Annotated in this window: 14 protein-coding genes; 9 read left to right on the top strand and 5 right to left on the bottom strand. The window is 61.4% G+C overall.

From position 1 onward, the window contains the following. Positions 1-165 precede the first annotated feature (165 nt). The 4 genes from RB614_RS00890 to RB614_RS00875 all read left to right on the top strand — a co-directional run bounded on the left by RB614_RS00890 (position 166) and on the right by RB614_RS00875 (position 2,864). Positions 166-1,050 carry a DUF5753 domain-containing protein gene (locus tag RB614_RS00890; RefSeq protein WP_308710347.1) on the top strand — a complete coding sequence of 295 codons (885 nt, stop codon included), beginning with the start codon at positions 166-168 and terminating at the stop codon, positions 1,048-1,050. Between the two features lie 3 nt (positions 1,051-1,053). Further along, complete coding sequence (locus RB614_RS00885) at positions 1,054-1,917, top strand: helix-turn-helix domain-containing protein (protein ID WP_308710346.1); 864 nt, start codon at positions 1,054-1,056, stop codon at positions 1,915-1,917. A gap of 16 nt (positions 1,918-1,933) precedes the next feature. Further along, positions 1,934-2,464: a hypothetical protein gene (locus RB614_RS00880; protein WP_308710345.1), complete on the top strand. Its 531-nt coding sequence runs from the start codon at positions 1,934-1,936 to the stop codon at positions 2,462-2,464. Between the two features lie 88 nt (positions 2,465-2,552). Continuing rightward, positions 2,553-2,864 (top strand): hypothetical protein, encoded by a 312-nt coding sequence (locus RB614_RS00875; protein ID WP_308710344.1) that lies wholly within the window; start codon positions 2,553-2,555, stop codon positions 2,862-2,864. Positions 2,865-2,955: 91 nt separating this feature from the next. Here RB614_RS00875 and RB614_RS00870 read toward each other — a convergent pair whose 3' ends face one another. From RB614_RS00870 to RB614_RS00860, 3 genes are all read right to left on the bottom strand, one after another. Next, entirely contained in the window at positions 2,956-4,482 is a 1,527-nt protein-coding gene (locus tag RB614_RS00870) for an AlbA family DNA-binding domain-containing protein (protein WP_308710343.1), read from the bottom strand. Positions 4,483-4,497: 15 nt separating this feature from the next. Next, entirely contained in the window at positions 4,498-5,430 is a 933-nt protein-coding gene (locus RB614_RS00865) for a restriction endonuclease (protein WP_308710342.1), read from the bottom strand. Positions 5,431-5,635: 205 nt separating this feature from the next. Further along, entirely contained in the window at positions 5,636-6,214 is a 579-nt protein-coding gene (locus RB614_RS00860) for a hypothetical protein (protein WP_308710341.1), read from the bottom strand. Between the two features lie 268 nt (positions 6,215-6,482). Between RB614_RS00860 and RB614_RS00855 the strand changes: the two genes are divergently transcribed. Next, the gene (locus tag RB614_RS00855; protein ID WP_308710340.1) at positions 6,483-7,061 is read left to right on the top strand and encodes a hypothetical protein; all 579 of its coding nucleotides are present in this window, start codon (positions 6,483-6,485) and stop codon (positions 7,059-7,061) included. Positions 7,062-7,262: 201 nt separating this feature from the next. Next, positions 7,263-8,762 carry a CHAP domain-containing protein gene (locus tag RB614_RS00850; protein WP_308710339.1) on the top strand — a complete coding sequence of 500 codons (1,500 nt, stop codon included), beginning with the start codon at positions 7,263-7,265 and terminating at the stop codon, positions 8,760-8,762. A gap of 147 nt (positions 8,763-8,909) precedes the next feature. On the opposite strand, the gene RB614_RS00845 is transcribed toward RB614_RS00850, so the two are convergent. Further along, complete coding sequence (locus tag RB614_RS00845; RefSeq protein ID WP_308710338.1) at positions 8,910-9,824, bottom strand: nucleotidyl cyclase domain-containing protein; 915 nt, start codon at positions 9,822-9,824, stop codon at positions 8,910-8,912. A 187-nt stretch (positions 9,825-10,011) separates the two neighbouring features. Here RB614_RS00845 and RB614_RS00840 point away from each other — a divergent pair, with 187 nt between their 5' ends. From RB614_RS00840 to RB614_RS00835, 3 genes are read left to right on the top strand one after another with little or no spacing between them, the layout of a single operon-like run. After that, entirely contained in the window at positions 10,012-10,356 is a 345-nt protein-coding gene (locus tag RB614_RS00840; RefSeq protein ID WP_308710337.1) for a Pycsar system effector family protein, read from the top strand. Continuing rightward, positions 10,310-10,516: a Pycsar system effector family protein gene (locus RB614_RS44195; protein ID WP_428982887.1), complete on the top strand. Its 207-nt coding sequence runs from the start codon at positions 10,310-10,312 to the stop codon at positions 10,514-10,516. Before RB614_RS00840 ends, RB614_RS44195 begins: the two co-directional genes overlap by 47 nt. Beyond that, entirely contained in the window at positions 10,504-11,238 is a 735-nt protein-coding gene (locus tag RB614_RS00835; protein ID WP_308710336.1) for an adenylate/guanylate cyclase domain-containing protein, read from the top strand. The genes RB614_RS44195 and RB614_RS00835 overlap by 13 nt, the downstream gene beginning before the upstream one ends. Positions 11,239-11,262: 24 nt before the next feature. Here RB614_RS00835 and RB614_RS00830 read toward each other — a convergent pair whose 3' ends face one another. After that, positions 11,263-12,546, bottom strand: coding sequence for an antirestriction protein ArdA (locus tag RB614_RS00830; protein ID WP_308710335.1), 1,284 nt, complete (start codon positions 12,544-12,546; stop codon positions 11,263-11,265). Positions 12,547-12,653: the final 107 nt, after the last annotated feature.

The following is a 12,653-nucleotide window of genomic DNA, read 5'->3' as shown; positions in this document are numbered from 1 at the left end:
CAACTTCGTTCCCAATCGCGTCTGCTCTCCCCGATGGTTGGAGCCGCCAGGGTACGTGTCCGCCGTCCCCCAACAGCGATGACCCGGCCCCTTGGCGCACCGGGAAGACCCCGGCCGGACGTGACACGAGCCTCCGTCCGGCTGGGCGTCCACGTAGGGAGACATGTGACCACGCTGCGAACTGCTGAACCGTCGCTTCGCTCACGCTGGCTGGGCCGCCACTTGCGGGCGTCACGCGAAGATCACGGGTTTACGCTGCGGTACGTCGAGCGCACACTCGGCGTGCCCTATGCCGAGATCAAGGCTGCGGAACAAGGAGCCCATCTGCTCCAGGTGAGCCAGGTCGCTGCGGTGCTGGAGCTGTACGGCGTCTGTGACAAGGAAGAACGCGACTTGCTCCTGGAGCTGGCGCGCGACGTGCGGCACTTGCACCGCTGGGAGAACCACGTCGACGCGCCGCTGCTAACGCCCGCCATGCTCGATTTCCTCTGGTTGGAGTCGCAGGCCAGATTCATCCGGTGCTACAGCGCCACGCTGGTTCCGGATCTGTTGCAGCTCCCCGACTACGCCGAGGCTGTTGCCCAGCAGCGCATCGGCCCCACGGCCTTCCCACGTGAGGCGGCCTGGTGGGGGTGGGCATGCGAGGAGCGGCAGCGGGTGCTGAGCGGTTCACCGCAGGCCACGATTCGCGCTGTGGTCGCAGAAGCAGCGCTCCACCGGCCACCAGGTCGTGTTGCCGGAGTTCTTCGTCGGCAGCTTCATCTCCTGGCCGAGCGTTCCACGTGGCCGCACATCTCGCTCCAGGTGCTGCCCGCAAGCGCGTCGTATCTGCCGGGGATGGATACCTCCTTCGCCGTCTTCGATCTGGGGCAGCCTCGCGGCTCTGTGGCCACGGTCCACGGCCTGACCGATCCGACCATCCACGAGGAGCGGTGTGCCGCACAGTACGGCCAAGCCTTCGAGCAGTTGTCGCAGGCGGCACTGGACTCGGCAGCATCCGCTGCCGTAATCGCCGAGGCCGCCGAGCGTTCACCCAAACGAGAGGAGTAAACGGTGCCAACCAAACGGGAGCAGTTCGTCCAGACGATGCGTGCTCGGCTGCTGGGCACGGGGATGCGCGAGTTGCGCGACGAACGCGGTTTGACGCTGAAGTACGTCGCTGCATACCTGGGCGTCGAGTTCTCGACGCTCGCGCGGTACGAGCGTGCAGAGTGGCCGTTCCGGCGCGATCACGTCATGGCGCTGCTTGATGTGTACGGCGTCTTTGACGAATCCGAGCGGCAGAAGCTCCTGACCCTGGCGCAGGATGCCTGGCGCATCGACCAGTGGGAGCAGGACGGACATACCGGAGCAGCGAGCCTGACGGTGGTGAACCACTGGTGGCTCCAAGAGCGCGCTGTCGAGCTGCGTGTCTACGCTGCGATGTTCATCCCGCCCTTGCTGTGGACGCGAGATTACGCCGAGGCAGTCATCCGGGCAACGAGCGGTCCACAGGCACATCCGTCCAAGGTGGACAGCCTGGTGCAGCAATGTCTTGACCGGCAGCGTGTGCTGGACGACAAGCCGGAGAAGCGGCTGACGGTCTTCATGGAGGAACACGTACTCCGCAAGCCCATCGGGGGGCGTGCCGTGCTGCGGCAGCAGTTGGAGCACTTGGTCCGTGTCGTCGAGCGCCCGCACGTCAAGGTGCGGCTGGTCCCGCCGGCGAACTGGCACGCGGGCATGTACGGCACCTTCACGCTCTGCGAGATGGAGCGCCCCTATCCGCCCGTCGTACTCCTGGAACACCTCGGCGGACGGCTTGCCCTCGAAGCACACGCGGCGGAGAACTATCGGGAGGCGTTCGAGCACATCAGCGGGATTGCGCTCGACACCGAGGACTCGTTGAAGCTGATCGCCGACGAAGCGCTCGCCTGAGCGAAGGAGGAGTGTCATGGGCCTGCATCACTTCGCGTTGCTCCTGGAGCGCCTACCCGACAAGCGGCGAGCCGCGGCCCTGGTCGCCGAACACCAGGACATCTACCTCAACCCGGACCAGCGTGAGGTCACGGTGCAGCGGGAGGCAGGCACGCTCGCTGAGGCAGTCGCCTCCGCTATCCGCGACCTGGAGGCAGCCGACCTCCCGCCGATCCGGGTGTACGACGGCGATTGGGTCACACTCGCCCACATCGGGGAGAGGGTCGGCCGCTCCAGGGAAGCCGTCCGGCTCTGGGCGATAGGCAAGCAGGGGCCGGGCGGGTTCCCTCCGCCGCTGAACCCCGGTCGCGAGACGAAGTTCTATTCGTGGACTGAGGTCTCGGCCTGGATACGCAGGCACACCGTCCTCGACGTGCCGCTCCACGAACCTGATCTGGTCGTTGCGAACCTGCTATTACAGGCTCGGCGTCTGGCACCGCGGGTACGCGATGGCGAGGTTCTGAGCGCCCTGCTCGACCTCCACCTCCAACCGGCCGGGCTTCGCTGACTGCCTGACCGATACGGTCCTCTGGGGCGGGCGAGAAAGTTGCGCTGGTGGTCTTGGACCAACGCTGCTTCTCCGAGAGGGTCGGTCCATGTCCAAGACAGTTCCCTACGTACGGGACCTACGCATGACTGCGGCCACCGTTGTCGCGAACCACATCCGAGCGACGTGGAGCGGTAGCGGCGAAGCCGTGCCGTACGCCGTCGTTGAGGCGGGCCTCGCGCTCGCCTCGCCGTTTCTCGTAGATGCCTTCGTGATCGAGGAGGCGATGGCAGGCGTCGACGAGGAGGTACGCAACCACCCACACCGGCACCTTGAACAGCTGGAGCGCTCGGGGAAGCTATGCCTCCGCACGCTCAGCGGGAAGGCGTTGGCGCTCGACTGCGAGGGAGCCAGCGCCTGAGGCCCAAGCAAAAGAATGCAGCTCCCAGGCATTGCCACGGGAGCTGCATTACTCTTTCTGTTTGCGGACAACCGATCGTCGGGGACGCTAATCACTGCTCTTCGTCTTGTGTCGTCGGGTGATCAGCTAGGAAACGAATAACGGTTTCGTCCTCAAGTCCGTCCCAGCCGTTATAGTTGAAGCCTTCACGGTTTGCCCGGTAACTCATCTCCCGGATAGCGTCCGCTAGTAGCTGATCGTCTCCGACGAACAGAGTCTTACGTGCATCCGCGTTACTTACGAGCAGCAAGAATGCTGGCTCCGTGCGACGCGAAAAGTACCGCGCGAAGTTCGTGTAGTAGCTTCCACTACTGATGCGTCCGCGTTCGCCGATCACAACAATGCCAGCTAGAGCGTCAAACTGGCAGAGGCTATCGAGGATTTCGTCGCTGTCCGGCACCGCATCCGGGCGGAGGGCGGCGAGCGATCTCACAACATTGCGGGTGCGAGCGATCAGTCCTGGGTTGTCTTTATCGTCAAGAATTTCTGCCCGCGAGGCCATTACCTGAGCGTGCCGTAGCCAGTTCGAATAGTGGCCAAAGTCATGCCCTCTCGGTTTCCGATTTGCCAGGAACCGCACCGCCCGCCAGTTTCGGTTGCGTACCGCCAGTCCGCCAAGCCCGTAGATCCGCGCGGCAATTTCTAGCCAGAGACGTGGAGCGTCGATGTTACCTCTCCGCATTCCATGATCGTCTACCCCAAGTTCGTATATCTTCACGAACGTGTCGACGCCCCGCTCGAAGAAGCGGAGGCGTTCGTACGCAAGCGCGATAGCGGAGAAACCCGCCACACGATCAAGGAGCGTTTTCAGCTCATCAAGATCGCCGCCAACCAGTTCGGCTGCGTCTGTTTGGGCCTGCGACAACATGCGAATCAATGGGATGTCGTCGTTCCGCCGCATCAGTTCAGTCACGAGTTCATCGAATCCCGCTGCATCGAGTTTCCACGTCACAGCGGACGACGGCAACTGTTCGAGTCGTTGAGCACTGAGGTTTACGTCTACAGCGGCAAGATTCGTCCGGAACTCGGCCCGCCATGCTTCCTTCTGACGCGCCACGACTTGCTGCACGAGCCGCTTCCGGTCCGCGTCTTCCCACCGCACACTGGCTGTACCGCGGCGTACGAAGACCTCGCCCACACGGAACACGGTGGTCGGCTTTGCGCCGGGCTGTTTCTCGTAGGCGCCGTCCGCTGTGAAGATGCACCAGCCCTCCGGGTTGGGGCCGATGTAGAGTAGTACGACCATCTGGCCGCCGATGTCGTGCGTTGCGGCGCGGACGTCGAACGGCTCGGCGACGTACTTCTTCAGCTTGGCGCGCAGGGTTGCCTCGTCAAAGAGCGCGGCGAGCGTCGGCGTGAGGTCGGGTACTATCTTGCCGTGGTCATCTGCTCCCACGACGATGTAACCGCCTGACGCTTCGGCCTGCATCGCCGCCACGTCCTTAACAAGCTCTACAATGTCGCGGCGCTCGTTTAGATCTAGCGTCCGCTTGAAGTCGAGCGCCTGTTGCTCGTGACCTTCCGCCAGCACTTCGCGGAGCTTTTCTATGGTTAGGACTGGTTCGACAACCACCGACATACGTTTCGTGACTCCTCAGAACATTTGAAACGCCGGGAAGTAGCAGTTGCCCGTCTCGTTAGCGTGTCGCTTCTTCCGGCGCAGCAAGTCATCGAGGCGCACGCGCTCCTCAAGCACGGCCGTGAAGTCCATGCCGTCCATCGTGATGAAGGGCGTCGCCGCGCTGTACTCGTCGAGCGCGTCCTTCGTGAAGCCGTTGACGCTGATGAAAAGGCCGAGCGCGTTCTTGCCCTTGCGAGCGATCTTCGCCTTGAACACGTCCAGGTGCTCGCGCCCGATGGACGTCTTCCACCAGCGGGCCTCCAGGATGTAGTCGTCCGTCTCGAAGCTGAACGCGCCGTCGATCTGCTCACGCTCCAGGCTGTACGCGGCGCGCGGGTTGAGGTCGTAGAGGCCGAACAGCCGGTTGATGAACCCCTCGAACTCCTTGCCGCGCGCCTGGGCGTCGGTGCGGCTGTGCATGGCAAAGAACAGCGCCTTGAGGTCGGCGAGCGAGGCCGACAGTGCTCGGCTGCGGTTGGCTTTCTCTGCGGCTGCGGCCAGCTCGGTGGCGTACTTCTCGTGCTCCTCGACGACGGCTTGGTGTCGGCTCGTCCACTTGCGCAGCTCGGCGACGGCGGCTCGGGCCACCGCCAGCATCTGTTCGCTATCCTCCTGCTGCTCCAAGTTCGGGAAGCTGTCCATCTTGGCGACTGACAGCATGAGGGCGATAGCGACGCCCTGGTACTTGGCTTCGTTGGCCATGAGCAGCTCGACAAGCCGCCCTGCGGTCTCGCGCTTGGTTTCGCCGTTGAAGTCGAGGCGGGCCAGCAGCTCCGGGTAGTCGCGTAGCAGGCCGCGGAGGTAGCGCTCCTGCGGGCGCTTGTTCCAAAAGATCACCGCCAACGCGTCCGCCAGGGCGTTGTAGGCGTTGGGGTCGATTCTCTTGATCGTTCGGGGTGGGTTCATCGGGTTGGTACTCCTGCCATGCGGAACGCGCGGCGACGTGCGCCTTCCTACTGCCGGGCGGCAACTCAGTGTAAGCGGCACAAGCCGTTCCTCCGTTGCCACGTAGCGTTCCAAGCCCAGATTATGTACGAATCGCCCAAAGTGGACAAGGGCAAATTGGTGGTCGGGGGCATCACCGGATGTGCGAAATGGCGGCGCTAACCAGTCACCGTAAGGGCTGGCTGGCGCGTGCTTCCGCACCTGCGGCCTCACGTAGTGCGACGGTTAGCCCTTCGATGGCCCGCCGAACGCGCTTTACGTCCGCCTGGTCTTCGCTGGCGTGGTACTGGCCCCGTTCGTTGACCGGACCGTCCTGTTCCATGTTCCACGTCATGACTTCCCAGGCGTGTATCAGCTCGTCCCAGCGCCGCATCACCTCTTCGGGCGCGATGAGGTGGAGTCGCGCTGTTGTCAGATCCTGGTGAGGAGTCTCCGGCCACGTGTACGACCGCTGGAGGTCGGGATCTTCGACGGTCTCGTCCAAGCGGCCCTGTATGGCGCGCATGTAGAACATCGCATCGGTATAGACGACCAGGCGCTCGTCGCGGAGCCTCATCGCCCGCTCGCGTTGCGCTGCGAGGCGGCCCTGGATGAAGGGAACGCCCAGCGCGCAAGCCGTAGTCGTCACGAGACCGGCGACAGCGATGATCGCAGTAGCTTCCACGGCAGGAAAGCCTAGTGGCCGGTCACGGTCGGCGAGAACAACGCGGCTCCTCTCCCTCCCGGAGAGGAGCCGCTGCGCCATCCGTTTGCGGAAGGAAGGCACCAATGTGTGACCGCCAGCCTACCGTACCTAGGCCGCAGTCCGGTGCAAGTCGGATTGCCGGACGACGCGTGAATCATTAAGTAATCCTGAACTTTCGCGCTCGAAATCCACAGAAGCGGGCGTGGCTATATCTTTAGCAATGACAAAAGACTTGCAATATCGCTCGACATTCCGGGATAATTTGTCGTAACAAGTAACACAGGAACGATCCATGCAAAAAACAAACCCCTCACGAGGCTTTGCTCACTTGGGCCTCATCATTGCAATTGTAGTGGTTGTGGCGGCAGTCGCCTTTGGTGGCTGGTACGTCTGGGACAAGAACAAGGACGACAAACCCGCAAACAACTCGGCAACGAACACCAACCAAGGTAGCCAGGGCGAGGAGCAAGCCGACCCATCCGAAGGCGGCCAGTATCTTGTCATTAGCGAGTGGGGCGTACGGTTTGAGTTGCCGGAGGAGTTGAAAGGTGATGTAAAGTACGGGATCTTTACGTCTGCATCTGGTGAGCAAAGCGCCAACTTCGCAATCGGTGAGATCGATAGGCTTCCCGGAAGCAACTGCCAGTTGCAGGAGACGACGGATCCAGGTGAGTCTGGTAAGTATGGCGGCGTAGTCTCCATGCAGCGAACCCAGAAACCACCTACCGAGATCTCCCAGGAACTAGCTGTAGGCTATAGCTCAGAGACTCATATTGGAGACCAGTGGTACTACGTCTTTTCTATGCGTGACGCCTGCTTCTCGGCCGACCAAGAGGAGTTCAGCCGTCTGGCTGGTGAGATCGAGAAACTCGCAAAAGCCGCTGAAAGCTTGCAGCAAGTACAGTAAATCACAATATGCAATGTACGTCTGGTTGGGAGGCGACTCGGAAAGGAGTACATGAGTAAGGAATTCACCCAGGCAGCAACTATGGAGCAACCCCAGGACCTCACCCTGCTAGATCGTGTCCGAGATGGAGCTACAGCGCTCCGCACTAAACTCGGACGAGCCGCAGCAGCAGGACTACTTACGCTTACGGGTGCTACAGCCGTGTACACCACAGCGGAGGCCGTAGATCCGGCACCGGCAGCCGCCTACGATGCAAACACCGGCGATTATCCCTGGCATGATGCAACCGAGCTTAAGGCAAGCACGTCCGACTACGGCTACGAAACTTGTCCGAGCAACGCATCGGGATGCATGACCAAAAAATATGTCAAGGACAGCAAGACATATGGCGAATATGATGCCTGGAACTACTACTTTCGAAACTGTACATCGTATGCTGCTTGGCGTCTCAACTATGAATTTGGCGTCAATCCAAACGGCCTTGGTAATGCCACGACATGGAATAACAACGCTCCCGGCAAGGGCTGGGCCGTAGACCAGACGCCCGAGATAGGAGACGTCGCCCACTTCGAAGGTAACGATAAAGAACCCTGGAAAGCCCCCGGCCATGTCGCTTTCGTTGAGGAGATAGGGGCCGGAGCGAACGCAGGAAAGGTCCGTCTAGCAGAGTACAACCAAGGGCTTGACGGCAAGTTCAGAAGCGATAGGTGGAAGCCAGTCGGCGAGATCAGCAGCTTCATCGATGTCAACGGCACAAACCCATCGGATTTTAGTCTCAAGCTTCCCGGCGTTGGTGCTTCCGGCGGTGGTGGCAACGGCGGGGCCTCACCTGCCAGAATTGACGAACTTGCCTTCATCCGCACCAACCACTGGTCAGGCCGGACGGAAGCCGTCATCTGGGACGGTGCTCCGGACTACACGACACTACGGGCTGCGCCTCAAACGGGCTACCCGGCCATATCCGACCCCGAGAACGTAACTCCTCTGGCTCTGGATACCAATGGAGACGGAATCGACGAACTTGCCTTCATCCGCACCAACCACTGGTCGGGCAGAACGGAAGCGGTGATCTGGGATGGCTCTCCTCACTTCACCACGCTAAAGGCCGCACCCCAAACTGGTTATCCAGCCATCACGGACCCGGAGAACGTTACGCCATTGGCCATCGACATCAACGGAGATAACGTCGATGAGTTAGCCTTCATTCGCACGAATCACCCGTCCGGTAGAACCGAAATCTCCCTATGGTACGGAGCACCGAACTACGACCTTCATCACTCCACTGACAGGACCGGTTATCCGGCGATTAGCGACCCACAGAACGTCACACCGTTAGCCATGGACGTAAACGGTGACGGGAAAGACGAGTTAGCCTTCGTCCGCACAAATCACAGCTCAGGCCAAACGGAGATATCTATCTGGCATGGTGCTCCTCACTACACAACCGAGCTTGCGACATCGCGTACTGGTTATCCTGCAATCTCTGACCCGGAAAACGTGACACCGATCGCCATCGACATCAACGGCGACAAGGTTGACGAGCTTGGTTTCGTGCGGAGCAATCACATCTCCGGCCAGACTGAACTCTCGTTGTGGTATGGCACCCCCGGCTTTGGTCTTCACCACAACACAACGCGCACCGGCTATCCTGCTATCAGCGATCCTGCCAATGTGACGCCGTTGGCCATAGATTTGCCGTAGGCGGACCAGGCCATTATTCAGGGCCGAGATCGAAGGTCGAGCTAGTTATCAAGCTCTCTGCTAGGTGTAGCCAAAGCCTACGTCTCGCCCGGAACCATCGGTGCAATCTTCCGTCCGACTGTAATCGTCGGCTCGTCAGGGTAGTACCTACAGCCCTCGAAGCCGCGCCAAGCGATCACGTCGCGTGTTTGAGGCTTTGAGCCGTATGTAGCGCTTCATCTCGGCCTGGAGCGCCTCGGTTCGCTGGTTGGTCACGTCGGAGCGTCGCTTCTTTCCGTCCAGAATCGCGGTGCAGTACTCCGGTCCGTGGACGTTGCACCATGCGACGACGAGCAGCTTTCCTTCGCGATCACCGTCGTCGTCGGGGATCTTGTCGATCGTGGCGTCCTTCCAGATCGTCGGACTCGGCTCTGCGCAGGAGCACGAGACTGCAAGGTAGTCGTTGTCCGATGCCCAGTCCCAGATGGCGCCCGTCACGATCATTTCGTGGCGGTCAGCCTGTTGTGCTGCCTTGGCCGCGTAGTTGACGGCCCGGCCCGCCCACACCGGCTCCTGGTGGTCCGTCCGCGGTACGCCGACCCGCTTGACGAGCAGCGGACTGTTGGCGATCCCCACCTTGAAACCAGTCTCAGGAAGGTCCGGCCACTTCTTCTCCAGGCGGGGAACGAGGTGTTTGGAGCTGAAGGTCTTGATCGTGATACCCGCGCAGATCGCGCGCTCGCGCCGCTTGTCACCCCAGAACAGCCCGAACGCACCGTCGCCCTGGATGGCCACGAAGTCCGCGTCGAACTCGTCAAATATCTGCACGACGCCGCCAGTGGACGCCTCGTAGATGCTCGCGGTCGACGCCGCATGCTTGTTGAGGCCGAGCTGGGTGGAACTCTTCAGGTCTGCGACCACCGCCACGGCGTCCCGAAGCTTGTGCCACTTCCTGGCCGCGATGGGCAACGCATCGAGGTCGAGGTCGTGCCCCTTGTCGATCACGTCAGGCTTACTGGATAGCTCGGTCGCCACGTCGCCGTCGATGTCCTCAAGCAACGCGGTCAGGTCTACATCGGTCACGCTTCCTCCAGATCAGGATCGGGCAACGGTAGACCGTTGGTACGACATAACCCTCTCCGTGCAGGCTGGGCAGCATCTGTGAATCGATTAAATCGGTAAAGCTACGCCGTACGACCGGGCGAGTACACCCGAACAGGTGACGTGGCGTCCGATCCGGCAGACTGGTACAGGTGTACGGTGGGCGGCCGTGAGCGCCGAGGAGAGTTGGAAGTCGCTACAGCAGGTGAACGAGTGGATTCGGTTCGCCGACGCCAAGGCAGGCGCGGTGCTGGCCGCGAGCGGTGTTCTTGGCGCCCTCCTCGTCAACGCGATCCCTCGACTCGAAGATTTCAAGATTCATACGACTCGTGCTGTATTGCTGGCCCTTGCCATCGTTTGCATCGGTGTTAGTTCGCTACTGACGCTTCAGATACTGGCTCCGCGGCTCAGAACCGGCGAGGCCCGCTCGCTCATATACTTCGATCACGTTGCCCGGCGCTACGGCAATGACCGCAACGCCTTCGTGGACAACTGGGCCGCTCTCACTTGCTGACGAGACTGGACTTCCACGACACCTGGCAGATCAGATCTGGGCCAACAGTTTGGTAGCGCGGAGGAAGTTCCGGCGAGTTTCGTACGCCATACGGCTGCTCGGTCTGGCGATGCTTAGCTCAGGCACGGCGGTTGTTGTTGAGAGGTTGTGGAACTGGTGAAGAGCACGGGGACTGACTACGACCACGTTGCGAGCTACGGCCGCATCAAGGAAATTCTTGACGGTGCCGACGTCAACTACGAGGAAGTCGACTCGCTGCCGTCGCGTGACAGACTGACCTTCAAGAACGGCTACTATGCAAACTGCTCAGCAATGTTCGTAGACATCCGCAAGTCGTCGAAGTTGCCCGAAAAGTACAAGCGACCGCGGCTCGCGAAGCTCTACCGAGCGTACATTTCGGAGATCGTAGCTGTCATGGATGGCAACCCAAAATGCCAGGAAGTCAATATCGTGGGTGACGGCGTCTGGGGAGTGTTCGACACGCCGTACAAGCCCGATATCGACACCACCTTCAGAGCTGCCTATTCAGCGAACTCAGCTATCAAGATGCTCAACTATCAGCTGAAGAAGCACGACTACGAGCCGATATCGGTAGGCATCGGGCTGTCGTACGGCCGCGCCTTGGTCATCAAGGCTGGATTCTCAGGGAGCGGCATTAATGAGGTCGTCTACATGGGTGACGTCGTGAACCAGGCCGCAAAGCTTGCGGCTCACGGGAGCGAAATGTGGAACGACCGTCCGATTATGGTTTCAGATGTGTTCTACGGCAACCTGAAGGACGACAATAAGGCCCTTCTGTCGTGGAATGCAAACCGACAAGCGTGGCACGGAGACGTTATAAACAAAGGTATGGACGATTGGTATCAGGAAAACTGCGTGTAGGTGTGCGGCAGCAAGGTGCTCTTCTCAGCACCGTGGATCAAACACCCACACGCCGCCCTCCGGCCTCTCGACCACGTGGAGGTCGTAGCCGAGGTCTCGTGAGTAGCCTTCGACATCAACCTTGAGGTACGGCCGTAACCACTCTGGCGCATCGTCCACGACGCGGTAGCCTTCGCACTCCTCAAGCAGATGCTCGGCGTATGCATGCATGGAGTCCCACTCGCCAAGGTAGTGATCCTCGAAGCGATCGAGTTGTTCAGTCTGCTCCGGCCCGACGTACGCCGCCCAAGCCGCGAACGCTTGCCCGTGCTCGGCGATGCCTTGGGCGATCTTCGAGACGGTCTTGAGGCTCGGGTACTCACCGAGCAGGCTCGTTACCTCGCTGCCGAAGCCCTCGTAGTCGAAGATGCCGAACTCCTCGCCGTCGCGCTCGTGCGAGTTCCGCAGCACGAACTGCACCGCCTTGGCCAGGTCGTCGGGATCGAGCGCGGCATCCAGCCACGCGCCGTGCAGGTACCCGGCCGCGTAGTCAGCCAGGCTGCCGACCCAGATGTGCGGCGAGGTCGCACCGCCGCGGTGCTCCGTGCTTCGAGCCTGCCGGGCGTACAGGTACGCCCCGTGTTCCTCCTGGAGGTCGTGCCAGCGAACCAGCAGCTCGTCGTCTGAATCTGTTACCCAAGCCGAGCGCCTGCCGTACGGGTTGATCTGGATGACCGCGCCGCCTGGCGAGCTGCCGTAGCGGACGAGGCCGAACCAGCCCATGTCGTCGGCTGCGCCGAGCGTGGCATCTGGTTCACGGGCGAACAGCTCGCTGAGGACAGCGCTGCTCACACCTTCCTCGTCGGCCAGCTCGTCAGGCCCGCCGCCTGGCTGCCAGCGCGCAGCGTCCCGCCAGGGGTACGCGTCGATCTCGGTGCCGCCGTCCTCGTCGGCGTGCGTCGCTGTATGAACCTGGTCAGGCCAGAGCTGATACCAGCCCTCTACCGGTCCCTTGTGCTCCCGGTGCAGGGCGTAGGTGCCGAGCACGCTCGCCCACTCCAGAACGCGGGGATCGCGGCTCTGGTACAGCTCATGCAGCTCGGCGTCCAGATGCTTGTGTTCGAGGTCGCCGGTACTGGCGAGGCTGTAAAGGGCCGATCCTTGCCCATCGTGTAGTTGGACGGCGATGGCGCGGGCAACCGCGTCGGTTACTTCACGGTCCTCCGCTCGTGCGGCGTCGATGCCGAGCTGAATGGCCCGCTCGTCGCCCTCCAGCGGCGGATGACCACCTGGAGCTTCCTGCGCGTGTCGTGATGTTTCTCCTTGCATATATAGATTCCTGTTTACGTTTGCTGCTGCACTCCGGTTCGATATAGCGCTTCGGTGGGAGCAAGAGTCCGAGATATACGCGCGTCCGCTGTGGTGCGGGCCGCACG

It is taken from the genome of Phytohabitans maris (assembly GCF_031085175.1).
Taxonomy (GTDB): Bacteria; Actinomycetota; Actinomycetes; order Mycobacteriales; family Micromonosporaceae; genus Phytohabitans; species Phytohabitans maris.
This window is presented reverse-complemented; position numbering and strand designations above follow the sequence as displayed.

What these genes read in the sequence shown, in the direction of transcription:
- RB614_RS00880 (WP_308710345.1), top strand. Translation starts at nt 1,934, where the DNA reads ATGGGCCTGCATCACTTCGCGTTGCTCCTGGAGCGCCTACCCGACAAG.
- RB614_RS00875 (WP_308710344.1), top strand. Translation starts at nt 2,553, where the DNA reads ATGTCCAAGACAGTTCCCTACGTACGGGACCTACGCATGACTGCGGCC.
- RB614_RS00870 (WP_308710343.1), bottom strand. Translation starts at nt 4,482, where the DNA reads ATGTCGGTGGTTGTCGAACCAGTCCTAACCATAGAAAAGCTCCGCGAA.
- RB614_RS00865 (WP_308710342.1), bottom strand. Translation starts at nt 5,430, where the DNA reads ATGAACCCACCCCGAACGATCAAGAGAATCGACCCCAACGCCTACAAC.
- RB614_RS00860 (WP_308710341.1), bottom strand. Translation starts at nt 6,214, where the DNA reads ATGGCGCAGCGGCTCCTCTCCGGGAGGGAGAGGAGCCGCGTTGTTCTC.
- RB614_RS44195 (WP_428982887.1), top strand. Translation starts at nt 10,310, where the DNA reads ATGACCGCAACGCCTTCGTGGACAACTGGGCCGCTCTCACTTGCTGAC.
- RB614_RS00830 (WP_308710335.1), bottom strand. Translation starts at nt 12,546, where the DNA reads ATGCAAGGAGAAACATCACGACACGCGCAGGAAGCTCCAGGTGGTCAT.